This is a genomic window from Gimesia alba, assembly GCF_007744675.1.
Lineage (GTDB): Bacteria > Planctomycetota > Planctomycetia > Planctomycetales > Planctomycetaceae > Gimesia > Gimesia alba.
Genome location: NZ_CP036269.1, coordinates 4,810,896 through 4,835,724, shown reverse-complemented (window position 1 = coordinate 4,835,724; position 24,829 = coordinate 4,810,896). Strand labels below are relative to the sequence as shown.

The 24,829-nt window shown below is 51.3% G+C and carries 23 protein-coding genes; 6 read left to right on the top strand and 17 right to left on the bottom strand.

What is annotated here, in order from left to right:
- Positions 1 to 74: 74 nt before the first annotated feature.
- From Pan241w_RS18035 to Pan241w_RS18025, 3 genes are all read right to left on the bottom strand, one after another.
- Positions 75 to 656 carry a hypothetical protein gene (locus Pan241w_RS18035; RefSeq protein WP_145218539.1) on the bottom strand — a complete coding sequence of 194 codons (582 nt, stop codon included), beginning with the start codon at positions 654 to 656 and terminating at the stop codon, positions 75 to 77.
- Positions 657 to 823: 167 nt separating this feature from the next.
- Complete coding sequence (locus tag Pan241w_RS18030) at positions 824 to 2,824, bottom strand: hypothetical protein (protein WP_145218538.1); 2,001 nt, start codon at positions 2,822 to 2,824, stop codon at positions 824 to 826.
- A complete protein-coding gene (locus Pan241w_RS18025) occupies positions 2,815 to 3,351 on the bottom strand; it encodes an RNA polymerase sigma factor (protein ID WP_145218535.1) in 537 nt (178 codons plus the stop codon). Before Pan241w_RS18025 ends, Pan241w_RS18030 begins: the two co-directional genes overlap by 10 nt.
- 246 nt (positions 3,352 to 3,597) lie before the next feature.
- Here Pan241w_RS18025 and Pan241w_RS18020 point away from each other — a divergent pair, with 246 nt between their 5' ends.
- Entirely contained in the window at positions 3,598 to 4,659 is a 1,062-nt protein-coding gene (locus Pan241w_RS18020) for an alpha/beta hydrolase (RefSeq protein ID WP_198000002.1), read from the top strand.
- A gap of 43 nt (positions 4,660 to 4,702) precedes the next feature.
- On the opposite strand, the gene Pan241w_RS18015 is transcribed toward Pan241w_RS18020, so the two are convergent.
- From Pan241w_RS18015 to Pan241w_RS18000, 4 genes are all read right to left on the bottom strand, one after another.
- Positions 4,703 to 4,978 (bottom strand): hypothetical protein, encoded by a 276-nt coding sequence (locus Pan241w_RS18015; RefSeq protein WP_145218531.1) that lies wholly within the window; start codon positions 4,976 to 4,978, stop codon positions 4,703 to 4,705.
- Positions 4,979 to 4,994: 16 nt separating this feature from the next.
- Positions 4,995 to 5,540, bottom strand: coding sequence for a hypothetical protein (locus Pan241w_RS18010; RefSeq protein ID WP_145218529.1), 546 nt, complete (start codon positions 5,538 to 5,540; stop codon positions 4,995 to 4,997).
- 48 nt (positions 5,541 to 5,588) lie between these two features.
- Positions 5,589 to 5,825 (bottom strand): hypothetical protein, encoded by a 237-nt coding sequence (locus tag Pan241w_RS18005; RefSeq protein WP_145218527.1) that lies wholly within the window; start codon positions 5,823 to 5,825, stop codon positions 5,589 to 5,591.
- Positions 5,826 to 5,941: 116 nt separating this feature from the next.
- The gene (locus Pan241w_RS18000) at positions 5,942 to 7,339 is read right to left on the bottom strand and encodes a DUF1501 domain-containing protein (protein WP_145218525.1); all 1,398 of its coding nucleotides are present in this window, start codon (positions 7,337 to 7,339) and stop codon (positions 5,942 to 5,944) included.
- Positions 7,340 to 7,645: 306 nt separating this feature from the next.
- Between Pan241w_RS18000 and Pan241w_RS17995 the strand changes: the two genes are divergently transcribed.
- Complete coding sequence (locus tag Pan241w_RS17995; RefSeq protein WP_198000001.1) at positions 7,646 to 8,050, top strand: BlaI/MecI/CopY family transcriptional regulator; 405 nt, start codon at positions 7,646 to 7,648, stop codon at positions 8,048 to 8,050.
- 30 nt (positions 8,051 to 8,080) lie between these two features.
- Positions 8,081 to 12,472 carry a carboxypeptidase regulatory-like domain-containing protein gene (locus Pan241w_RS17990; protein WP_145218521.1) on the top strand — a complete coding sequence of 1,464 codons (4,392 nt, stop codon included), beginning with the start codon at positions 8,081 to 8,083 and terminating at the stop codon, positions 12,470 to 12,472.
- 19 nt (positions 12,473 to 12,491) lie between these two features.
- On the opposite strand, the gene Pan241w_RS17985 is transcribed toward Pan241w_RS17990, so the two are convergent.
- The 5 genes from Pan241w_RS17985 to Pan241w_RS17965 form a co-directional block, all read right to left on the bottom strand.
- Positions 12,492 to 14,060, bottom strand: a complete 1,569-nt coding sequence (locus tag Pan241w_RS17985) for a sulfatase family protein (protein WP_145218519.1) — start codon at positions 14,058 to 14,060, stop codon at positions 12,492 to 12,494.
- Positions 14,061 to 14,220: 160 nt separating this feature from the next.
- On the bottom strand, positions 14,221 to 14,520 hold the full coding sequence (locus Pan241w_RS17980; protein WP_145218517.1) for a hypothetical protein: 300 nt from the start codon (positions 14,518 to 14,520) through the stop codon (positions 14,221 to 14,223).
- Positions 14,521 to 14,886: 366 nt separating this feature from the next.
- The gene (locus Pan241w_RS17975; protein ID WP_145218515.1) at positions 14,887 to 15,225 is read right to left on the bottom strand and encodes an EthD family reductase; all 339 of its coding nucleotides are present in this window, start codon (positions 15,223 to 15,225) and stop codon (positions 14,887 to 14,889) included.
- Between the two features lie 46 nt (positions 15,226 to 15,271).
- Positions 15,272 to 16,108 carry a phosphoenolpyruvate hydrolase family protein gene (locus Pan241w_RS17970; protein WP_145218513.1) on the bottom strand — a complete coding sequence of 279 codons (837 nt, stop codon included), beginning with the start codon at positions 16,106 to 16,108 and terminating at the stop codon, positions 15,272 to 15,274.
- Positions 16,109 to 16,134: 26 nt separating this feature from the next.
- Positions 16,135 to 17,355, bottom strand: coding sequence for a Tm-1-like ATP-binding domain-containing protein (locus tag Pan241w_RS17965; RefSeq protein WP_198000000.1), 1,221 nt, complete (start codon positions 17,353 to 17,355; stop codon positions 16,135 to 16,137).
- Positions 17,356 to 17,657: 302 nt separating this feature from the next.
- On the opposite strand from Pan241w_RS17965, the gene Pan241w_RS17960 reads away from it, so the two are divergent.
- From Pan241w_RS17960 to Pan241w_RS17945, 3 genes are all read left to right on the top strand, one after another.
- Positions 17,658 to 18,509 carry a carbonic anhydrase family protein gene (locus Pan241w_RS17960; protein ID WP_232107184.1) on the top strand — a complete coding sequence of 284 codons (852 nt, stop codon included), beginning with the start codon at positions 17,658 to 17,660 and terminating at the stop codon, positions 18,507 to 18,509.
- A gap of 191 nt (positions 18,510 to 18,700) precedes the next feature.
- A complete protein-coding gene (locus Pan241w_RS17950) occupies positions 18,701 to 19,219 on the top strand; it encodes a hypothetical protein (RefSeq protein WP_145218509.1) in 519 nt (172 codons plus the stop codon).
- 245 nt (positions 19,220 to 19,464) lie between these two features.
- Positions 19,465 to 20,385, top strand: coding sequence for a sugar phosphate isomerase/epimerase family protein (locus Pan241w_RS17945; RefSeq protein ID WP_232107183.1), 921 nt, complete (start codon positions 19,465 to 19,467; stop codon positions 20,383 to 20,385).
- A 118-nt stretch (positions 20,386 to 20,503) separates the two neighbouring features.
- Here the strand turns inward: Pan241w_RS17945 and Pan241w_RS17940 are convergent, their stop codons facing one another.
- The 5 genes from Pan241w_RS17940 to Pan241w_RS17920 form a co-directional block, all read right to left on the bottom strand.
- Entirely contained in the window at positions 20,504 to 21,202 is a 699-nt protein-coding gene (locus Pan241w_RS17940) for a hypothetical protein (protein WP_145218507.1), read from the bottom strand.
- A 42-nt stretch (positions 21,203 to 21,244) separates the two neighbouring features.
- Entirely contained in the window at positions 21,245 to 21,862 is a 618-nt protein-coding gene (locus Pan241w_RS17935; protein ID WP_145218505.1) for a prolyl hydroxylase family protein, read from the bottom strand.
- Positions 21,863 to 21,964: 102 nt separating this feature from the next.
- On the bottom strand, positions 21,965 to 22,642 hold the full coding sequence (locus Pan241w_RS17930) for a hypothetical protein (RefSeq protein WP_145218503.1): 678 nt from the start codon (positions 22,640 to 22,642) through the stop codon (positions 21,965 to 21,967).
- Positions 22,643 to 22,910: 268 nt separating this feature from the next.
- A complete protein-coding gene (locus tag Pan241w_RS17925) occupies positions 22,911 to 23,891 on the bottom strand; it encodes an outer membrane protein assembly factor BamE (protein WP_145218501.1) in 981 nt (326 codons plus the stop codon).
- Between the two features lie 326 nt (positions 23,892 to 24,217).
- Positions 24,218 to 24,802: a hypothetical protein gene (locus Pan241w_RS17920; protein ID WP_145218500.1), complete on the bottom strand. Its 585-nt coding sequence runs from the start codon at positions 24,800 to 24,802 to the stop codon at positions 24,218 to 24,220.
- Positions 24,803 to 24,829: the final 27 nt, after the last annotated feature.

The window sequence follows — 24,829 nt, the reverse complement described above, 5'->3', positions numbered from 1 at the left end:
TGGTCAAACAGAACACGATTGGCTCAATTGATGAACATCCCACGTCGACGTTATCGAATTCACCAACGCAGGAGTCAATCAAAGGCGTTGCCTTCCCAGTTGCTGTCATTTACTTCAATCATATCCAGATCGTTGACCAGGAATTGAGAAACTGAGACGTCGCCGTGAGCCCAGGGGTCGATGTCGTGTCGACAGACGCCGGTCACTTCGATCCATTTATCTTTAAAGTAGTCACTGCTCAGGCCCAGACGTGCGATTTTGATTCGCGCTTTTCCCACGATCGCCACTTCGAACCGTCGATTCGATTTTGTTTCACGTTCCTGTTGGGGAGAAAGCACAATCGCGTCCCACTTGGAAGGTGCGATTTGCATGAGTTGTTCATCAACACTGGTGGCGGTCTCTTTGATTTGAAAGCGGACCCGGACCACTTTTGCTGTCCTCGTTGCTTGAATTTCCCGCCATGTTAATGTGGGAGGAGTGGATTTCTTTGTCTCACTTTCAAAGAGACCACCCGCTTCGCCTCCCAGTTTGGTTTCAGCCGCTAGATGCTGCAGGGAAGTCTGTTGTGAGTTCAACGTGCACAACAGGGGGGCTGCGACGAGTGCACTGAGAAGGATGAGTGTTTTTCGTTGTTTGAATCGGGAAGTGAAAGACATGTGACTGCTCCTGAAGAGATGGGAGTACGTTTTTAGACTACCCCTGGTGATTCGACTCTGCTAGAAAGCCTGGCGCTCAGCATGATGGTATCTGGTGGGGCAGTTGCCGAAACATGAACTTATATTCATTGTAGTTTTTCTGTTTCGCTTTGCAACAAAATTCCGATTTAATCCGATTCAGGTTCATTTACTGTCTTTGTTTCTAGTTCTGGCAGCGGTGAAGAGAGCGTGGCATACAGACACAACACGACCAGCAGTACCGCTGCGACCAGGCTGCGTTCGTAATACAGCCATTCGAACCATGTCGGTTGCGTCACGCCGGGTAAACTATTGAGTCGATCGAGTGTGACGGCGGCGATCCATTTGTCGCCAGCAGGTCGGAAATACAACGGACGCAGATACGATCGGACCCAGTTCAAATCGAGCTCTTCGGGAACTCCATAGATCTGCATCAATTCGACCGCATCTGAGGTCGCCAGCATTGATGCTGACACGCCTTGATACTGTTCGAAGCCACCGGCGATCTGGAAAGAGTGCGTCTGCTTGCTATGAAACTCGCGCAGCCATTCATGGACTTGCTTACGGTATTGGTCACGGTTAATCGGACGATCGATGACTTCCAGTAATTGGGTCACGCGGAGGGCGGTATCCAAAACATTGGCGGTATCGCCGACCGCTGCATTGAGCGTAGCGAGCAACCGCTGTTCCAGAAAGTCCCGATCCTCAGATGACAGTTGTTCGCTTTCAGCCAGAGCATAGAAAACCCAGGCGTACTGATTCAAGCTGGTGATTTGCTGTGGTTTCCGAGAGCTGGTTTCAGGCAGCAGCGATCGCTGTTTTTGCTCAAGATCGGGAAGTGTTTTTATTTGATCGGGGCGCACGAGCCCCACTCGGAACGCACTGCCCAGAGTAAAGGTTAACAGATCTTGATCGGTGGCAATTTCGTTGTCCAGCACTCCGCGAGCACGGGACAGATCCGGATGGAGTCCTTGTTCGATCGTCCAGCGTGCGGGGATCTCCCAGTTACGAAAAGTAATCGAGGGGTAAGGCCCTTGTTCGAATGCTTCCACGTAGTTCAGAATTCGTGTTGGAGTGGCGGGCCGCCAGATCTGATTTGTGAGCGACAGCAAGAACGGAAGCGTGATGCAGACATAGAGGGCTCCTGGTATCCATTCAGGACGTGCCACATGTTGGGTAGCGTCCGTCTTTCTGGAGTGGCGACGATAAGCCCAGATTACAACAGATATTTGAACGGCGATCATGGCAGCCAAAAATATCCAGACATACCCGCCGAAAATCGATGGCTGGTTATCAGCCGGCTTACCAAACAGCGAAAGCGCGATCAGGAATAGAGCGCCGGGGACGAGAAACGTACTGAGGATGATGAGCCAATGGGTGGATTTCTGTTTCGACTCGAATGCCTCTCTCCCTCCCAGGCGTGCCACGCTGATGATCACAATCGGTAGCAGGATCAAGGTGCCGAAAAGAAGTACAACGGAGATCAGTTTTTGATCGACGAAATGAATCTCACTCAGTCCTGCATAAGGATTCTGCATTGCCATACTGAGCAGGATTAAGCCTGATAGACAGGACTGTGCGATCAGCAGACGATTTCCGATCCCGCGTCGGGCAAAGCTGGAGAGGAAATACAGCAATAAACCGAAGGAGGTCAGTAGCAGCAGAAAAAGCAGCCATGTCGCTCCGATCATCGGCAGGATGAGGACGGCTGCAAATACCGTGCATGCGGCCAACCTGTGGGATCGCCACCATTGCTGAGCGGCTGCCTGCATTTCCTGTGCGTCGTTGATGTCGGATTGATTCTCTTTCTGCAAATTGTGAATTTTCCGGACACTGAAAAACGTCGCACCGACTAATAGAAATAAGCTGATCGCCGGTAAGGCGGCATAACCCAGCAGCTTTTGCGCCAGCGTCAGAGAAGAGAGTTTGGCTCCGCTGCCGGCAATCTTGCCTCCCGTGATCAGAGGGTAGGGAATGAACGTGGCGGCGACCGTTAGTAGCGGGTCGTCCATATCCAGAGTGTTGTCCTGGAGAGGTACCACACCTGCTTCGATTCGCGTCCGGATGCCGGCTTCAAATTCGTTGGCGTCAACGCGATAGGGACGCAGTGCCGCTCTCAAGTCGGATTCGGATACAAGTTCTACAGACATAACAACATCCTTCCAATTTGAGTCGAGGAAACTTTTCCATCCAACATGCGTCGTAAAGTCCGACGTGCCTGATACAGACGCCCTTCCACAGTCTTGGCGCTGATTTCCAGCAATATCGCGACCTCCTTGACGCTGGTCTCTTCCAGATAGTGCATCAAAATTACCTGGCGCTGTTTCGTGGGGAGTCGCTCGATCGCGGTGCGTAGTTGTTCCAGTTCCGGTGAGGGCTCAGTTTTTGGGGGGGCCGCCACTGATTCCAGAACGGTGGGTTCGACCGACGTAACATGATTTCGCCGTCGTTTGCGGCTGCGTACCCAGTTGCGATGCCGATTGCGGGCGACACCACGCAGCCACACACCAAAGACTTCAGGCTGCTCCCAGTCACCACGACAGGAGTCGCGCTTCAGATACGCTTCCGCAAAGCTATCCTGCGCAATTTCCTTCGCATCACCCCAGGGAGCCCCCCAGGAAGCAATCAGGCCTACAAGCGGCCCACGATAGAGTTCAATCAATTGTGTCAGGTTCATTTTTGATCCTTTCGCTAACAGGGTAGTGTCCGGACCCGAATGAATTCACACAAATTATTGAATAAAATTCTCAATTTTCCAAATATCAGCGAAAAAGATGGTATCGATGGTTCTGGACTTGGGGCATACGGTTGCAGTAAACGACGTCTCTGATAGACTTGAAACATTATGTTGAGCGCTCAATTATCAGGGGACTGTCGAGACGATTCCCTGAAGGTCATAATCAACTCGACAGGAGCGATGACAATGCCACAACCGCACTATATGTTCCCCCAGCCTTTAGCCTCACGTATGCTAATCCTGCTTCTCATCTGGTGTGGGACGGCCTTCAATCTGACTCCGGTATTCACTCAGGATTATGACGCTCCCTCTACCATCTCACCTGAAGCCCGGAAAGCGCTTTCGAAGTTTAGCCGGGCTGCGGCAACCGCTCCACTACCTGCTGCCGATGATCTGGCTGGCTGGAAAGCAATGCAGGCCAAGATTGAACAGAAACGGGCCGCCGCGAACGCGGAAGTCGTCAAAACCTATCAGCCGCAGATCACAGAACGCAAACTGGGGGGAGTTCCAGTACTCGATATCAAACCCAAAGGCTGGAAAGAAAGTAATCAGGTTCTGGTCTATACACACGGCGGTGCTTACACGATGTACAGCGCGCGTTCGCGGTTGATGAGTGCGGTTCCGATGGCCAACGACACAGGCTTTCGGGTGATTTCAGTCGATTACACGCTGGCACCTGTAGGGAAATGGCAGGAAGTCACCGATCAGGTGGTGACAGTGATTCAGACATTGATTAAAGCAGGGCATTCTCTGAACGAGATCGCAGTCTATGGCGAATCCGCGGGCGGCGGACTCGCGGCGGGGATCGTGCTCAAGATGCGCGACAAAGGACTGGGTATGCCCGCCGCAGTGGTCCTCTGGTCTCCCTGGGCTGACATCACAGAAACCGGAGACACTTATGCCACTCTGCAACAGGCCGATCCGCTATTGTACTATCCCCAAAATCTCAAGCATTGTGCCGACGCGTATGCCGCTCCCCAGGATCAGAAGCATCCCTACGTCTCGCCCGTCTACGGTGACTACACAAAGGGATTTCCACCGACCTTGATCCAGGCAGGCAGTAAAGAGATCTTCCTGAGTAACACCATCCGCCAGTATCAGGCCCTCGATACCGCCGGCATCCCGGTGAAGCTCGACCTCTACGAAGGCATGTGGCACATCTTCCAGGTCTTCAACTACGATCTACCGGAATCAAAGCTCGCACGGAAAAAAGTAAAAGCGTTTTTAACTCAGCATGTAGGGAAGTAGACTTTTGAAAATAATTGCTGTCATGATTTCATTTATTCAGCAGCTAAATCACGCGATAGTGGGATAGTCCGAGCAGGATCAGCAAAATAATTCCAACGACCCAGATCGGGGCAAACCAGATATGGCCGCCCGATTCAGGATTGATACTGCGGTTTTCTGTTTCATCGTTGAAGAAGCGTAACGCGACATCAAACAGCATCGCACAAATGATGGCGACCAGCATCGCCAAGCCCCGGCTGTCACTGAATTTGACCGCAATTAAAAAACCGGCAAACCCGGCAAAGCCACAGATCAGGGCGTTCGTGTTGAAAATCCACATTCGCTTAGTTTTCCCTTTAAAGGTCCGGATAAATTCGATTATTGGCAAATGAATTTATCAATGTAGAAACATCGTGGCAGTCTTTGTCCTGTAATTCATGCCGATGCAACTTAAATAAGAGCGTGATGATTGGGTTCAAAACCTTGATTCCACGAATGGAAATTGTATGTTTGCGTTTGGGCCAGGTGATGCGTGTGTCACGACGATAAATCACCGAATCAACGGTGTCATCATAGATCATTATTTGAATCGACCACTGCTTTTCGTCTTTTGTCGTAATCCAGATGTCATGCACACATTCTGGAATGGGCTCACCATCCCAGGTGATAAGTTCTCCTGGCGGGTCGCACAGATAGACACGTTGGGGATCGAATGAGTTGAGGCAAGTTATGATATCCGAGCGAAAGATACCTATGTCTGTATCATTATGGTCTCGGGTTGTTCTTCTGAGGATCCAGTCAATTGACCGGCCGCCGCATAGAACCCAGTTTGTGAAACCATCCAGTGACGATTGAATCTCTGGGATGGGAAGAGATTGCCAATGGTGAATGGGAGGAGGCATGGCTTATTTCGTAGTAAAACAAAAACGGTTCCTGAAATAATAACTCTCTCAGGGTGTTAGCCAGATTATCAGTATGAAGAGTGCGAACCAGAGATAAGCACCTGCTTTTGTATATTTTCTAAATGAGCCATCTTCTTTACAAATCATATTTCTAAAGAAATCATTTTTACCGCCACGCCAGATCCAGTCTGGACCAGCATTGTTTGCTTTGGAATCGATAAAATAGAAAGTAATACCGACCAGAATAGCAGCTACGGTGAAAATGCATTTGATTCCAAAGGGCATGATAATCTAATACCTCAAGGCTGTGGTGGACCGTCGATTGTTAGAAACTATGGATCGTCAGTCTCTTCGCATTTGCTATCTGATGGCAATCAGATCTCTCTGTCACATTCTGCCTATCAAAACAATGCCGTCAGCGGCTTTGAGTCATCGAGTAGATGATAAGGGCGATCGAGCTTGTCGTAGGCCATCAGGTCGTGGATGCCCATCGCGTGGTAGACGGTGTGCGTGATATCCGCCGGGGTGACCGGGCTGTTGAGAGGAAATTCGCCGTAACGGTCGCTGGCACCGAAGGTCTGGCCTCCTTTGATTCCGCCGCCGGCGAGGACGTCGGTCAGGCAGTGAGTCCAGTGATCACGGCCGGCCCCGGTCTTGCCGCCGGAACGAGGATCGCCGATCTTCGGTTTGCGGCCCATTTCACTGGTGACCATCACCAGAGTTTCATCCAGCATGCCGCGGTTAGACAGATCTTCGATCAATGCGGAATAGGCCCGATCGAATTCCGGCAACAAGTCTTCTTTCAGGCACTCGAAATTGCTGCCGTGCGTGTCCCAGCTGCCCGCACTCTTGCACTTTTTGCCCAGCCGATTGAGGTCCCCTTTCCAGAAGACCGTTACAAATGGGACCCCTGCTTCGACCAGTCGACGGGCAGCGAGCAGGCTCATACCGTTGATCGTTTTTCCGTAACGTTCGATGGTTGCCGGCGATTCTTCATGCAGATCGAAGGCGGACGTCGACTCTGCCGAAAGCAGCAGCGACAGCGCCCGTTCCTGCTGTTTATTCATCGTGGCGATCTCAGCAAAATCATTAAAGTCGCGGCGGGCGGAATCGAGTTGATTTAATAGAGATCGTCGCTCGGTCAGTCGGTCAGGGGTAATGTTGCCTTCGAGCGAAAGTGCCGGCCCGCGCAGTTTGAGCGGCTCTTCCCGCGATCCTTGAATATACATCGGATCGTGTTCCACACCCAGCCGTGCCGCAAACTGCCCCGGCCGCGTATAAGGGGCGCGGCTCGGCATGTGTGGCAGTGTGATCGCGTTTGGCAGATTTGGGTGAGCCGGTCGACGCGCCGCGACCACCGAACCCATGAAGGGCCAGTCATCCGGTTGCGGAGTGCGATTGTTTCCTTTGGTGACAAAAGACTGGTCCGGAATATGCCCGGTCAGATTGTGATAATAGCCAGCGTGATGGTCGTTCGTATTCACTGTCGCACCGACCGAATTGATGAGTGCCAGATGATGCGCCTGTTTCGCCAGCATCGGCAAGTGCTCGGAAAGACGGACTCCCGGGGCCGACGTTTCAATAGGCTGAAACGGACCGCGATATTCTGCAGGGGCATTTGGTTTCAGATCCCACATGTCGAGATGCGAGGCACCGCCACACAGAAAAAAGAGGATCGTTGATTTCGCCGACTTCTTCGCCGGGGGAGCAGTATTCTGAGGAGCCGCTACGGTCGGCGTTCCAAATCGCATGCCGGCAAAGCCGAGCCCCGATGCCACCAGAAATTGCCGACGTTGCATAACCCGTACTCCCGTTGTGAACTGGAGCCTTTGGAACAGGCCCGCTTGTATCATCTGCAGCGTAAAGTGAGTCGCTTTCTACCTGACCGGACTATCTGAGGCCGTATCAAACATATAAACGCATGCTAACATGACATTCCCATCATGTCCAGCGCGCATTCCTCCGCGATATCTGTTCTTCCGTGCCGGGGATGAGTGTCTCTCCTGCCGAGTGATGCTTCTTTCTGTTTAAAATGAAAAACATTTCCTTGACAGTTCGACATATGTAGTGTAATGTCGGCAACTGTCGTATTCAGGGAGATCCTTATGGGTAAGAAAAAGAAATCTGAGAAACCATCCACCGCGATGACCGACGTCGAATGGGTCATTATGAATGTGGTCTGGGAGCACGAACCGTGTGCGGCTGGAACCGTGCAGGAAGTGTTAGCGGAAACACACGCCTGGGCCTACAGCACTGTCAAAACCACAATGGATCGGATGGTTGTAAAAGGGCAGTTGACGAGAAAGTCAATTCGTAACCTGAACCTGTTCAGCTCTGCAATAAGTCCTGAGAATGCGAAACGGGGTGAGTTGAAGCGATTGTTGAGCCGCGCGTTTGATGGCGCTTTAACCCCCATGCTTCAATTCATAGTCGACGAAGAAGAACTCTCGGCCGAAGAGATTCAACAGCTCCGCAAGCTGATCAGCCGCGCCGATCGGAAGTCTGAGTAAGCAATACATTAAACATTGGGAGTCAGAGAGATGTCTGAACCATGGAATGAGATGATCACGCTGCTCAATTATTACGGCGAGCAATTCTGGAGTTTCAGCTCTGTGATGTTTGCGCAGGTTTGTGTGCTGGTGATCATTCTCCTGCTGGCCGATTTGTTTCTACGTCACAAAATTCGAGCCGTCACCCGGTATTGGCTCTGGTCATTGGTACTGCTCAAACTTGTTTTGCCGGTGACACTTTCCTCGCCTGCCAGCGCCGCGTACTGGTTGGCAGATTTTATTCCAGCAGTGACTACCATCGATACTTCTACCGCTGTTGTGAAGAACAGGGTGACTGAGACCTTCAAGCCAGAGACGCTTCCAGCAAAACCGGTTTTGACAGACCGACCGCTTGTTTCGGATACGGGCCCTCATTTTCAACCAGCACCTGCGATGCTGCCCGCGGCCGCTTCTGACGCCACTCCTGTTCCCCCACTTCCCAATGTTGAGGCTCAGAAAGCAGTGCCGGCTCCCGTTCTGTCTCTGGAACCGGCGGCGATACTGCTACTGATCTGGATGTCGGTTGTTGCTGTCCTGTGTGTTTTCGTCTTCCTGCGCACGCTCCGGGTCCGGCAACTCACACGGCACGCAGAGTCGGCTCCTGTTGAACTAGTTGATCTGATGCATGATTGCTGTCACCTGATTGGTCTGAAACAGGATATCGTGAAACTGAAGCTCTCAGATCGCGTGGGTAGTCCTGCTATTTGCGGTCTCTGGAAACCGACGATCGTGCTGCCAGAGCACCTGCTGGATCAACTCAACCAGGATCAGTTTCGCCAGGTCTTTGTTCATGAACTAGCACACTGGAAACGCTATGATTTACAGTTGAACTGTTTGCAGACCCTGTTGCTGATTCTTTATTTTTATAATCCAATGGTCTGGGTTGCGCATTTTATACTCAGGCGATTACGAGAACAGGCCGTTGATGAAACAGTGCTGGTGACACTGGATGTGCAGTCGGAGCAGTATTCATCAACGCTGTTGGATATTGCAGCGTTGACACCATTTACTGACAAAGTCAGCTTGCAATTAATTGGTATTCTCGAACCGCGCAAACCGCTGGCACAACGGATTCGTCGGATTATCTCGCGGCCGATTCCCCGGTCTGCCAAGCTGGGCTTTGCCGGTTTCACGATGGTCCTGCTCACCGGAATCCTGTTTCTGCCGATGTCCAGATTAGATCAATCTCTCGCTGCCGTCGAGCCAAAAGAGAAACAGACCAGTACAACAAAAGAGAGAACCGAGCCAGAATCAAAATCGAAAACTGGGTTTTCAGAACAAACGAAAAACGAGGAAGTTCCGCCACCGATCCATGCCGATCCATCACAACCCAAAAGTGACAAAAAAGAAACGCCTGCTCCGCCACACGCTGTTCTGATTGGACGCATTGTTGATAAAACCGGTGCGCCGGTAACCGATGCGGAAGTGATCCTCTCCCCGGAACATGGGGGACGTGTGATAACGACAAAAAGTGATGCAGAAGGGCGTTATCTGTTTCCTGAAGTGAAGCAACTGGGGAAGTATTATCTCAGGGTCAAGTCAAAACGCTGGGTGGGAATCCAACGTCGGTCAGACTGTCCTCTGGTCAATCTGACTGATGAGTTTAATACCATTCAAGATGTGACACTTGAACGGGCCTGCCGACTGCAAATTGAAGCTGTTGATGAGCAAGGAAATCCGGTTCCCAGGGTGCGTGTATATGCGAAATCAATGGCGGATACAAACCAATATAGTTCTGAAACGGTAACTACCGATCAGCAGGGCCAGGCGATACTTGGTTTGAAGCCTTCCGAGTTCAAATATAAAATCGCGACCTCATCACCGAATTATGGTTTTGCGAAACTGATTGTCAAACTGGACGACCCCGAAAAAATCGTCAAGTATCAGCTGGTCCAGCGCAGGGGCATTGATGTGAGGGGCCAGGTGCTCTGTTCGGATGGCAAACCACCCGCCGGTTGGAAGATCAACGCGCTCCCCGACTGGTGGAACTTTGGCAGGTATCCGTCCGGTTATGAAATCGGTAAAGATGGCTCGTTTACATTGCCGCATATTGTTCCAGAGAAATACAACGTGAGTGTTTCCGTTCCCATGGGTGGCCGAAGTTATTCTCCAAGAACAGTCCTTGGTCCCACCAATCTATTGAGTCAGGAACAGCCACTCTCCTTAAAGCTCAATTACCCTTCACCAGCCTCACTGGTCTCACTTTCTGGTAAGATTCAATATTCAGGTGGTGGGCGGCCACAACGTGGATTCTGGATCTTCGCGAATTCTGATGAGCCACTCCGCCGTGGCAGCGTCTATATCAGGCCGGGGCAGACAGAATTTCGTTTCGATCCCATTCAGCGTGGTCAATACAAGCTCAAGATTGAATCGCCGGGGCTCGAACTGAAAGGCGGCGATTTCACAGTGCGGGCTCCCGCGAAAGAGATCAAGCTGAATGTGGTAGTGAAAGGAAAACCGAAGTTACAGGGTACGGTGGTGGATGGCGATACTTCCAAGCCTGTCACAGAATATCAAGTGAGTGTGATCAAGACCAGGACGTTACGCGGGCCGAATTATGCACAGAATCCCCGTTGGATGAATGTTGATAACGCCGCTGGAAAATTCGAAGTCGAAGTCAATGGGCCTGGTGTTTATGTGGTTCAGGTTGCCGCAGCCGGTTTTGCGCCCGCTCTCAGTGAATCGATCAATACCGATTCTTCTCAGGGTAAGCCGATCCAGATTAGATTGAAAGTTGGATCATCACTTTCCGGAACCGTTGTAGATGAAAAAGGTCAGCCCATTGATGGTGCTACCGTGATTCCCCTCTCAAAGTCCAGAGGCGTTTCGCCAACATCATTAGGAGCGTTCACCACAGAGGACGGGGCAACAAAAACCGTTGATGGAAAATTTACTCTCAAACACCTTGGTTTCGAAAAAGAGTCCTTGAAAGTCACTCACCCGGACTATGCTTTTACGATTGTCGAAGAGATTGATCTCAAAGCCAGTCCGGTACCTGACATCAAGATTACGCTGAAACGGGGAGGTACCGTTAAGGGACTCGTTACGGATGCGGCAGGCCAGCCGGAACCGAATACGACGTTATTCTTCCGGGATTCAGCTGCTTATAACGGTGACTCTTCCAGTCAGGACGGGCTATTGGCGACGGTCATTACCGATGAGAAAGGTGAGTATACGGTCTCTCATCTGCCCGAAGTGATTTCTAATGTGATTCGCGCTGAAGAATGGACTTCGAATGGCGTTGTTCGGCAGACCATTTTACCTGAGAATGGTCAGACCAGTAAACTCAATTTAGGCGGTCGTCCGAAAGTATCAGGTCTGTTGAAAGTCAATGGCAAGCCACTGGCGAATAGACGACTGCTGTTTGCCGGCGAGAGCCCGAATTCTGGTATATTTCGTGCATATTCGGTAACCGGCAGCAACGGCAGTTTTGAATTCTATGGGGCGGGACCCGCTGAACGGACCCTGTATTATGCGGTCCCAGAGCGGCTCAATGACTGGGTTCGCGTCGACTCGTACCGGTTGCTTTCTGAAGATCAGGATCTGGGCACGATCGATCAAAAAATCGGTCAGCTCGTTGTAAACTGCCAGCCTGAACCAACAAAAAATATGAGATTGACACTGCGGGCCTATAATCCTGTCTGGACGTTCGGCAGGGAGACAGGGATCCTGGCACCACGTCAAAGTAATCAGGAACCGTTCGTCTTCACACAGGTTCCACCGGGAGAGTACGAACTTGTCGCATCCCGGCCCGGTTATCCGACTGTCTATCGCAAAATGATACTCTCGCCAGACAATGTGAATGCCAGCGTAACATTACCGTTGTCAGAGGGGACGGCAACACTGCGCGGCAGCCTGAGTAAAGAATTGTTCGGACCGACGAAAGCCATCTGGCTCAAATTATGGAGTGAGGATAAACGGCTGATGAGTCGGATCTTGCCGGACGAGCAGGGAAAATTTACAGTCAAGCATCTCCCCGCTGGAGACTATTTCCTGACAGAGCAAGACGTTCGCGATTCAAAAAAGTTGCTTCAGTTCTCTCTCAAAAAGAATGAAGAGAAAACGTTAAACCTGACACCTGAACTGATCGGGAAACCTTCTCCCAAACCTGGTTTTCGAGTGATTAAGGTCTTTACCGAAAATGGGATTCCCTTACCGGGATGTGAAGTTCAATTAAAAAGTGCGACCGGTACAATCTCACGTCACAGTCAACAGGAAGAACGGCAGCATTTCGTCGGAACCCCGGGAACCTACGAGATGACTGCCAAATATCCGGGTTTTGAAACATTGAAACAGAAAGTCGAATTGATCATACCAGACGCGGATGGGAGTTACCCCAAAGATGTGACAATTATTGTGCGACTCAAACCCGTTGATCAGTAAAACACAAAAAATGCCTTGCTTACTTGTCCTCTCCTTGAACGTTCTTCAGGATCACCGAGAGCCGTTCGACGACTTCGGGATGCTTGTTCCAGACGTTTTTGGTTTCTGAGGGATCGTCTTTGAGGTTGTAAAGTTGGCCTGTAGGTTCGCCTGGTTCTGGTTTGACCTCGCGGGCGCGGGTGAAGCCGCCGGAACCTCGTTTGAGAGCCATTTTCCAGGGGCCTTGGCGGACTGCGAAGTGTCCCCAGAGGGAATGATGGATGGCATAGTCGCGTAGTGGTTTCTCGTTTTTCTTACCCAATAGAGCCGGTAGAATATTGACGCTGTCTTCGCCCGCGCCTTCAGGTATCTTCTGGTCTGTGATCGCGGCACAGGTTGCCAGTAGATCGGTGAGCTCGACCAGTTCGTCATTGGTTGAGTCAGCAGGAGTCTTGCCGGGCCAGCGAACGATGAACGGGACCCGGTGACCTCCTTCCCAGATGTCGGCTTTGGTGCCGCGGAGATGGGCATTGCCCTGATGGCCGCGGTCTTTGACGTATTGCCCCCGGTGGTTCGGCTTGTAATATTTGAGGTCATCCGTTTCTTTGGGAGTCCACCAGTGATAGAGTCCTCCATTGTCAGACGTGAAAATAAACAGTGTATTCTCCGCCTCGCCGTTTCGCTGAAGTACTTCCATGATCGCCCCGACGGTCGCATCGACTTCGAGTACAAAATCGCCGTATTCGCCGGCGGCGCTTTTGCCGCGGAATTCGTCGTTGGGTACCAGCGGCAGATGTGGTGCGGTGAGTGGAAAGTAAAGAAAGAAGGGCCGCTCGGGCGATGCTTGCGAATGCCGTTCTATAAATTTCACTGCCTCTCCGGTCAGCGTCGGCATCACACTGCGGATCGTAAAATCGGGCGAGCGCATGCCTTGGTCGACCGAGAGAAATTCAGTCGAAATCCGCTCCGATGGAATTGTGGGAAGGATCACGGGCCGATCATTTTTGATAAAACAGAAAGGGGACATATTCAGCGAAGCCGAGATGCCGAAGTAATAATCAAAGCCGTTCGCCAGCGGGCCGCCAGTGATCGGTTTCGTGTAATCGACGTCATCTCCGACACGAGGACGTTGACGCCGATCGATGGGAACCGCGGGCACAGGCTGTCCATTTTTATCGGTCCACTGCATACCCAAGTGCCATTTGCCGACGCAAGCCGTATCGTAACCTGCTTGTTTGAGCAGAGACGGGACCGTGACCTGGTCCTGTTCGATGAGGGGCGGATCAAAGCCATCCAGCACGCGATACTTCAAACGCGTCCTCCAGCAATAGCGGCCCGTCAGAATTCCGTAACGGGTGGGCGTGCAGACGGCAGACGGCGTATGCGCGTCGGTAAACTTCATCCCCTCTGCCGCCAGCCGATCAATGTGCGGCGTTTTAATTTTTGATTCCGCATTGTAACAGCTCACATCCCCATAGCCGAGATCGTCTGCCAGAATGTAAACGATATTGGGTTTTTCGGCGGCGACTGCTGTGATTTGGGGAAACAGAACGAGGAGAACGACGCAGAGCATGAACTCCGGGCGGATGAATTTATACAATGCCACCATTGAATGAGACCTTCCAGTAAAATGATTTCGTATGAGATCTCTTCACTATAAGGGGGAAGGGAGAGCGAAATCAACGGAGACCGATTGAGGAATAGTCATTGATTATGATCTGTCTAATTCGGAAATTCATCAGAACTGATGAGTTTTCAGGAGAGTAGTACTATTTCTTGAGGTTGATGGGGACAACGTGTGCCCCTTGCAAATCATTGTTTTCTGGCTGAGGTTTTACAATCGTGATTTTCAAGGTGTTGGTTGTGACGAATGCGTTGTGGATCATTCGCTTTGTTGTGATTTCATACTTTCCGGGAAGTGTCATGTCGTACACATGGTTGATCGGGATATCGCCGAAGTCCCAGGTGAGCACGGAAGAGGAGCCAATATTGAATCCTCTCACGCTACTGAAAAGCGTTCCATGAAAGATACCTTTTCCATATCGGGTCAGGTCAATGGCCTCTTTCATGGACTTTCCTTTATTTGGAGTAAGACGGTTTTGCGGAAGATAAAAAATTTCCATTTTGAAACATCGGGAATGGTATCCCTCATAGTAGAACATAACATCATGGGGAGAACGGTTTTCTAACTGATAACACAGCAGGATAGGCTCACCAATGACATAATTTGTTTTTGGGCTTGTAAGAGCAGATCGCACACCGTTTACACTCTGCCCCCATTCAATGCTCTGCTTCGACTTCACTGATTCATCTGCAGACAGATCGGAGTATGAAATGAACAGAAAAATGAAAGCAGACAGAAACAATTGAGCGTTGATTGAGTGGCAAGTATTAACAGGCATGCAGTATTCCATATTTTAAGTGTGTGACGCGACTTACTTGTCCGTTGTATCAAACTCAACAGGAATCAAAACTTCTTCCTCATCGTACATGAACATCACACCGCCGGTGGCGAAGTTGGGCACATCGGCGATGGTGGCCTGACCTTCGGGGCTTTCGAGAATCGTCTGCATTGCAGCCGCAGATTCGGCGTAGAGACTGACGATCAGGTAATACGGCGCGGGATTGCCCGCTTCTGCGGAAATGCATTTACCGATGGTCCAGCCGGTGAGTCCTTTCATGGTTTTGGCCAGTGGAATGTGCACTTCGTGATAATAGCGGTCAAACTCAGCGGGGTCTTCGGGGTGTCCGTACATCACGGTTAAGCGATACATGTTTGATTCCTATGATATATTGATGAGAGAAAAGAAAGGAATTTGTTTAAGCCTGTGATAAACGCAGATCCCCGAACTGGCGGACCTGTGCGGTGAGTGCGATTTCCGTCGGCAGGCGTTCCATCGAACTGGCACCGTAGAAGCCGTCGATCCCTTTGACGCGATCGAAGATAAACTGGGCGTCTTCGGGCATCGCAATCGGGCCGCCATGACAGAGGAGAAAAACGTCCTCCCGCTCGCTTTTAGCAGCGTCGACCATTGTTCGGATCGCTGCGACGGAATCGTCCAGCGTTTTGCCGGTTGCGGCGCCGATGGTACCGCCAGTGGTCAGGCCCATGTGAGCGACGACAATATCTGCGCCAGCAGCGGTCAGTTTTCGTGCCTGATTGGCGTCGAAGGCGTAAGGTGTGGTGAGCAGATCGAGGTCGTGAGCGGCCCGGATGCAGTCAATTTCCAGGTCAAAGCCCATGCCGGTCTCTTCCAGGTTGGCGCGGAACTGGCCATCGATGAGTCCGACGGTTGGAAAATTCTGGATGCCGGCAAAACCCATCGCCTGCAGTTCTTTGAGGAACAGATCACGCAGCAGAAACGGATCGGTGCCGCAGACGCCCGCTAAGACAGGTGTCTTTTCAACGACGGGAATCACTTCGCGTCCCAGGTCTTTGACAATCTCATTCGCATTGCCGTAAGGCATCAATCCCGACAGCGAACCACGGCCCGCCATGCGGTAGCGGCCTGAATTGTAGATCACAATCAAATCAATGCCGCCCGCTTCTTCGCATTTAGCGCTCAATCCTGTGCCGGCACCGCCGCCGATGATCGGTTTGCCGTCAGCGACTTTCTCGCGCAGCCGCTTCAGGATCGCTGCTCTTGTTTCAGACATGTGTGGGTTCCTTGTGTTGTATCTCGTTATTGGAATCGGTCGCCGCAGACACGTTCAAAGGCTTCGACCAGCGCTTCGGCGAAGGCGGCGTCGTTGATGTGGTATGGCAAACGGGTGATGCGACGTTCGTCTGTCTGCTGGACTTCCTGCTCTAACGTGTCGAACAGACACTGGTCTGCTATGGGATCATAAAAGGCTTCGCCCTCGGCGTCGAGCATTGAGACACCTCGTTCCGGGATCAGGATTTCGATCGGGGCTGTCGAGCGATTGACCTTGGCCGCGATCCATTGCGCCATCTGCCGGTTTTCATCGACCGTCGTTCGCATCAGTGTCACTTGTGGATTGTGCACGAGAAACCGGCGGTCGGCGAATTTATTGGGAACCGTCTCGCGGGCACCGAAGTTGACCATGTCGAGGGCACCCAGACTCATAATATACGGGATGCCCCGTTCCAGGATGACGTCGAACCGACGCGGCCCGCCGGGCATGATGCCGCCCACCACTTCGTCGGCGGCTTCGGTTGTCGTGATGTCGAGCACGCCCCGAATCAGGCCATCGGCTACGAGTTTCTCCATCGCCTGACCTCCGGTGCCGGTCGCGTGAAAGACCAGGGGATCAAAGCCCTTTGCTTCCAGCGCTTCGCGCACCATATCGACACAAGGCGTCGTCACGCCGAACATCGTCATACCGAGGGCGGGGCGATCTTCCGGGAAGTCATGTGAGTTCGCGACCATTCCGGCGATGGCATGGGCGGCGTTGCTCAGCACCCGCCGCGAGACAGAATTGAGTCCTGCCACGTCGACGACCGAATACATAAGCGTAATATCACTCGATCCGACATACGGCTGTGTATTGCCACTGGCAACGGTCGAGACGATGAGTTTCGGAAAGCCGACTGGAAGTGTCTGAAACGCGGGTGCCACGATGGCGGTTCCGCCACTTCCCCCAATCGCGATCACACCGGCCACATTTTTCGAGCTGACTTCAGAGGGCAACCATTCTCGCAATGCTTCGGCCATCGCTGTCACTGCCTGACCCCGGTCGGTTTGTTCCAGCACGCTTTCTGGTCCTTCTGGATGCGATGCAGCAACCGTTTGCGCAGAGATATCGGCGCGGTCGGAACTGCCACGCGTACTCAAATCGATCAGCACGACGTCCAGCCCCGTTTGGCGAATACAGTCGGCTACAAAACAGAGTTCGTCACCTTTTGTATCCATCGTCGCCAGTGCATAGATGGTTTTTCTCATGCGGTTTCCTCCCTGAGGCATTTCTCTCTCTCAATCGGTTTTTCGCTCAACTGATTGTTCATAGTGGGGATAAGGGGCTGAATTTGTCAAGCCAGGTACAAGCCAGGGAAAAGAGAAATGAATTGAGTAGTGCAGGTCCGTCTGTAGTGTCTGTGCTCTTCGTTCTGGATTTGAATCCGTATTTTTCTGATATTCCATATAACTCTGCTTTTCATCTTACCGCAGTGTGCTAGGGTTCAAAACGGTTACACGATGCGAACGCCATACTCACAACCGGCAAATCTAATAAAGGTAAAACGAAAATGATCAGAATGAGTCTGAACCCAATGCTGGCCTGCTGCTTTGTCTTTTTAATCGTGACGGGATGTGCGCAAGATAATAACCAGCCTGCTGCCACCAAGACTTCCGGTAACACCGATGGGGAAATCGAGGTGGATGTCAAACCGCTGGTCAATCGTGTTTTAACACAAGAGGAGCAGAACGCGCTGACGCCAGACCAGGTGCTGACGCTGCTTAAAGAAGGGAATCAACGTTTTGTTGACGGAACACTGACGGCACGTGACCATTCCAAGCAGGTACGTGAAGCGGCGCTCGGGCAGTATCCCAAAGCAGTCATTCTTTCCTGTCTCGATTCGCGGGTTCCCGTGGAAGATGTCTTCGATCGTGGCATTGGCGATATCTTCGTCGCCCGCGTCGCCGGCAACTTCGAGAACACCGACATTCTGGGCAGCATGGAATTTGCCTGCAAAGTCGCCGGTTCCAAGCTGGTCTTCGTGTTGGGGCACGAGAGCTGCGGTGCCGTGAATGGAGCCATCGATGGCGTTGAACTGGGCAACATCACCGCGATGCTGGCCAATATCCAACCGGCCGTCGATCACTTTAAAGACTACAAAGGGGACAGAACAAGTAAGAATCCCGAATTTGTCAAGATGGTCACCGCGCAGAACGTTCTCGGGACCATCGATCGGCCAGGCACCCATGCCTCCTTTGGCTTCGAGTTGTGCGAAGAACACAATCAGGGTGGTGATGCCCCAGATGACCCAGGAAAACAGATGGGGCTTGGTTGTACCTCTGAAGATGGATCGGATATAGGGGAAGAACGCAGCAAACGTGAGCAGAATTGCCACAATGCTGAAAAAAAACTTGATACTTGAATTCATCGTCAAAACTTGATACGAAAAAAGTGGTGCTCTCAGAATAAAGTGAGAGTCGGAAACAGCGTTTGATTTCGCAGTCGGCGGATGGTGTTTTCAAATTGCCCCCTCACAGAATAGGGGATGACAATCCAGATTAAAATGGATCGGGTTGTTCGAGTTTCTAAGAACCGGTAAGGTGGGAGATCAACATGACGCGACGTCCGTTAAAACAGTTCCTGCTTTCGTCGAATGCCATTCAGGCACATCTGCTCTGCCTGACGCTGATCGTCTTGTTGTCGCTCAGTATCTGGGAGGGCAATACGCAGCCAGACTACAAATGGGGGCTGTTGTTTACCATCATCGTCTATCCCGTGCTGCTGGGGTTGTTGTGGTGGAGTGATCGTCTCGAAGAGCAGGAAGCGGTCGAACATCTGATTGAATCCATCACCGAGCCAGAGAGGCTGCGTCGTAAACGCCGGGTATGGCGGCGGGGTTCGCTGATCTTCTTCTTTGGAATTTCCGTTGCATTTGTGTATGCGGGGCATCAGGGAGTGGTCATCGAACTGCTCCCGGCACACTATCTGGGTTATTTCTTTTTCGTTGTCACAGCATTGGGAGTCGCGGGTGTCAATATCTGGCGCGGCGGGCCTCTCGACCCGCGCATGGATCCCCCGCCGGGCGATTCTGAGACTGTTGACGAGTTGCCAGTCGATACCGATCCAGAGTGAAAGGAAGAGGGGGGCGGGATTTTTAATGGGGAAGCCTGTTTTCTGGAAGCGTAGCAGGTTCACTGAGTTTTTGGCCTGCAGATACTCGGGAAACTTGAAATCCAGAACAAAAAGCAGCAGGCATTCTCAGCATCATGCTTGCGTTCCGTCCGTTACAATGCAATCATAAATGAAATCTGGCTTTTTTAAACTTAACTATCAAACTCAAAACAAATAAAACACGACCAAACATCAAGGGGTACATCATGCTCTCATCAAATTTACTTTCTCGTCGCCAGTTTGTGTTGTTAACGGCAGCCGCCGCTGTTTCCCGTCCTTTATTTGCTCAAGGGGCAGAGAGTCAAGATGGCTATCTGAAGGGGCGCTTGTATAAGACGCTTAAGATTGGCATGGTTGGCACCGGCAAAACGCTCGAAGAAAAATTTGCGACAGCAAAGGAAGCCGGCTTCGACGGGATTGAATTGAATACTCCGGGAATCGATGTCAAAGAAGTCCGCGCGGCCATCAAAGCCACCGGGCTTCCCGTAGACGGGTCGGTTAACGCCGGGCACTGGAACGTTCGCCATACCGACGCTGATCCCACAGTGCGGAAGAAGGCGCTGGAGAGTCTCAAGGAAGCGTTGCGCCAAACGCATGCCGTTGGTGGCAACTCGGTTCTGCTGGTCGTGGGCAAGGGAGTTGATGGCCCTGAAGCAGAAATCTGGAAACGATCGGTCGAGAATATCTCCAAGGCAATTCCCGTAGCGGCAGAGCTCGGCATTCACATACTGGTCGAAAATGTCTGGAACCAGTTCTGCTACGATCATGAAGGCGACCACACTCAGACCGCAGACAAGTTTGTGAAGTACATCGACGAATTCGATTCTCCCTGGGTCGGCATGCAGTTCGATATCGGCAATCACTGGAAGTACGGCAGCATGGGCGACTGGATTCGCCAGCTCAACAAACGGGTGGTCAAGCTGGACCTGAAGGGCTTCTCGCGCGAGATGGGCAAGTTCACCAAGATCGGCGAAGGCGACTTGGACTGGGCCGACGTCCGCAAGGCCCTGGCCGAAATCAAATACGCCGGCTGGGCCGCAGCCGAAGTTCGCGGCGGCGATCTGAACCGCCTGAAAGAAATCTCAGCCAACATGGACCGCGTGTTTGGTTTGACGAGCCAGGCTTAAAGCAGAAGATACAGACACATTGCGGTGCAGGACAGTTTGTTCTGTGCCGTAATGCGTGCTTTCTTATTCGGTTTTATCAGGCACTATGTTGATTGTCATGATGCTTCGATTCCGCAAACTATGGTTTGAGCCGACGCAGGCACTCTGGCAGTTCGGATTCTGTTAGAAATTGATTGTGTTGGGCTACAGTAAGTGTGAAGTATTCCGGGCGTTTGCGGACAATGCAGAACAGGTCTGTCATTTCAAACACGCGCAGGCCATCGTAGTCGACCGCGACGGGGAATGCGTCATCCAACTTAGCGATCACTGATTCATCGATGTCTCTGGTACGCACAAATCCCGGACCCAGGTAATGTGAGGCATGTTCCAGGACAAAGCTCGTCAGGGACGGGGACGTATTTCCTCCTTCCGTCCACTCATTTGTATCAAAGTCACGATGCAGATAGTCGACTGGCGGGTCAGGTCGTTCGGCGTTCCTGTCGTGAACAGTCCAGTAGACGTCATCCTCACCTTGAATCATCAGAGTCGTCGAGGAGAATCGATTCATGCGGGTTACTTCAAAAAAATCACGCATTACCTTGTGAAAAGCGTCGATAGCGATCAGGTCCTGGGAAAATGCAATCCATTCACGAATCGATTCTGGTAGCACTCTGTTGAGCGTCTGTTCGATGTCGTGCGCTGCATATTCCGGGTCACGAAGCAACGGAAGATTAATATTATGCCACTGCGAGATGAATTCGCGCAATTGCGTCCACCGATCCGTCACTGATTCGGGAACTGAAGCAAAACAAGGCTCGTAGTGGTGTTCGATTCCCATGAATACCCTTTCATCGGTGCCTTCACTAGTTTTTGCGGTCTATTACCATTCGTCATCTATTTCATCTTCGTAGTCATACTCGGCATCTTCAGCGGCGTACATGACATCGGTGCGTAGGACGTATTTGCGGCCCTGTGTGACGGGTTCGCCTTTGTGGTGAATGGCGTGTTCAAAGAAGAGCGCCATTCCCTGTTTCGGCACTACCATGAATTCCTCGAAGATTTCATCGGAATACGAATCTTCGAAGGATGTTTCACCCCCCTCGAAGTCATCGATCAGATAGATCAGCAGAGTCAAATAGCTCTGCTCGCCGTTATCGCGTTCGTAGGGAAAGTCCTGATGCCAGTTGAATTGCTGACCGGGATCGTAGCGATAGAACCGTAACATTTCATTCACGCCGACGGCGGCACGGTCCTCAAATTCCTGCGGAACGAATTCGCATGCCCGTTCCCACAGCCATGCAGCGATTTCGTCGTTCTGAAACATGACCCGTTCGTTATTGCGAACATCTTTCCGCAAGACCTGACCGCGCGGGCTGGAGACCAGCGCATCTTCGTATCCAAAATCCTCGCTGATGCGAATGTATTTCTCGCACTCTTCGGGTGTTAAAAAATTCTCGACGGTGAAGACATAGTCATTGAGCCAGTTTTCTTCGCGCATGTAGCAGGTTGCTCCCTCTGGTTTTGGGTAATGGAGACGTAAATAATTCACTGTGGAGAAGATCGAGGTCTCTCCGGTAAAGTTATTTGATGATTGTAAATCTCACTGTTCTTTCTGGTCAGTCGGTTCGTCGCGTTTCGAAGTACGTAAAACGAGAGTGACGATTCCGCAGATCATTAACAGGAGAATGCCGATGGCTCCCAGTTTCTGTGAGATGAAATCGACCATATCGGTTTCGGGATTCGTCGAGACACCCCGTGAATCTGGTGCTGCCTGAGGTGGAGTGTCACGCCTTGTGACATGAATCTTGAACGAGGACAGGAATTTCTCTGCATCGGGGTCCGAGCGGACGTCCTTACCGAAACCCATTGCCATGAGCTTGTATACTTTGTCGTTGATGTCAACGATTTTTTGAGTCATGATCAGTTCGGGGGTGAAATCCTGACTCTGGTTGATGATGGTGAAGAGTTCGTATCCCTGGCGCATTTCACTGGTTGAGTGGAGAATTTGACCTCCCAGTTCCTCGGTGATTCCCTTCTCTATCGAGGATTGCCGTAGTGGCATATTGGGTGGGATTTTCACTTCAGCAATCATGAGGGTGAGTGTTTCATCTGTTGAGGTCCAGATGATGGAAGCAGGGGGCTGGGACTCGGTTTCGACAAATCGGGACTCATCCGGTACCGTCACCGAGATCACGCCATCAGCGGACTTCCATTCTTCTGCGGAGACACTCGAAAGGAGAAGGCAGACAAAGGCAAAGCTTTTGAGTGGCGAAGGCATGGCGATTAGCTTTATGGTGAAACATCTCCCAACAGGGGAAGCGATCTGTGCGCGTCTGTCGAAAACAGACGATCACTCTGAGGACATTTTAGGGGGCGTCTGTGCAAAAGTCCAGATTGCATCCTCTTTTCGAATCGACTTTCTTACACTCACTCAAACACCAGTCCCAGTGCATCAATAATTGCGCCGCGATGGCCTTAGATGCCAATCGTTTTTTGCCAGATCACTTGATGGTGGGGACTTCTATCCCTGAGAGCTTGCAGGCTCATCAATACGCTAAAGCCTCATCTCGAGACAATCCTGATTTCCAAAGCGGGGCTTCTTTCTTCGTTGCCGTTACTTTGCGTTCATCAAACGTCAGGGTCAGGCTGAATGGCTCGTCTGCATCCATGTCATAACTCCAGGTATCGTAGTTAATAAAATCGGGAGCGCCGATTGTATTCAGGACATGTTTGGCTGACATGCCCACTTTCACCCGTTCTACGTTTTCGTGGCGAGGTCGTTTGAGATCGGTGGGAACAAAGGGAATTTCATCGTCCCCTTGTTCTAATTGAAATGAATGGCAAGGCAGATGTTTTGGGGTGATCCCTAGTCGTCGGAGTGAGAGCTGTGCTGCCTGGCGAAGGTCATACGTGCAATAACGGCGTGGGTTAACTTCATTGTTATAGTCTTCCCCGAAAGAAAGGCCCCCGAACGTACAACTCCCGATGTCTGTGGATTTCTCAACAGATTTCAGCAATGGGATCGCCTGTTTCAATTTCAAAATCCCTGCTAAATATGCTGCTCCATATTTTGAGAATTCGTGGTCAGCTGGTTCTTCTTTTGAACTTAAAGCAGACATCACCAGTTTCTCCTCTGTTTTCAATGTAGCTACCTCAAACGCCTGACTACTTCGGGCGAGTTTTCCTCTACTGACGTCTACAAAGATATGACGGCCCCACCAGGGACGGACAACAAATATCTCGCCTTGGGGTAAATCGAGGTAGTACCAGGCGGATAAGCCGGACCAATAGGGACCTGCCGTCGTGTCATGAACGTACTGCCTGTTCTCTGTTTCCGTAAACGCATCCTTGAGCAGGTCAATTTTTCCGACATCTTTGCCCTCTGGAGAAACAACGATGAGATTATCTGCAGAATTGCGGATGAGTGTCGTGCCACGATCAGAGACGTAAATCGATACGGGAGATCCTTCTCGAGGTAATACAATTTCGATGTCTGAGTCTTCGCTGAGTCGTTGTGGCTCTCCCATGGGCTGTTTGCGAGTCCAAATCGTTTTACCAATTTTCGTGTCGACACACTTGTAGGTGAACGAAGCCTGGAATACGGCATATGCCCGCTCTTGATTATCAGGCGAAGTCGCGTCGACACGATAGTGGCCAGAGGGGGATTGGACGTGAATGTCGAATTAGTAGCGATCCGTCGCTTCTGCTGCCAGGGGGAGAGCGAAGAAAACGCAGCAGGCTGTAATGAATTTCATGGCGACATCCTTGATTTTAAGATTGTCCGTTGAATCCGTTTTCTAAACTTAGAAAGTTTAGATCGCTTTTGTGGTGAAGGCTCTCTTTGTATGACCTTTCACTCGGTTTTTTTGGGCTTTGCGAGCGTGCGATCTCCCTTGGGATGCGCCCTGTGAAAGTGATCATAGATTGTCACAAACCACCATCTACCGGTGGCATCGCGAAAGCATGCTTCACTATTCCAGATGAGCAGCCGACCTGTGCTAATCGGCTTTCGTTTGTCGATCAGTTCCTTCCGGTATTCGTCCGTAAAATCAACCAGACAATCGATCTCCGGTACACCGACTCCTTGCGACCAAATCTGAAAGCTGTAAACGTCTGATGACTTGTTGGCAAGCAAGCCGCGAACGTACTCGCGGGCTTCTTCTTCAGTCTTCCACGTCTCTTTGTTGAAATAGCGGATTCGAACCGTCTTGATCGTACTCACAGCGTTGTGAAACTTAATCGGCCATCGATCTGTTGTTTCCTGAGCGGTCAAGGTGGCATAGAGCGCTTTCAACTCTTCGCGAGTCAGTGAGCCCGTCCGATCTTGATCCCGGGCTTCCCTTGGTACACCGCTCTGGGGGCGGTTGTCAAACACGATCTTTGGCTCGTCAGTGCCCATGCCGCAGAAGAAGAACAGAGGGAGCAGCATCACGTTCATGTTAGTCTCCCTACATACCGGTCATAT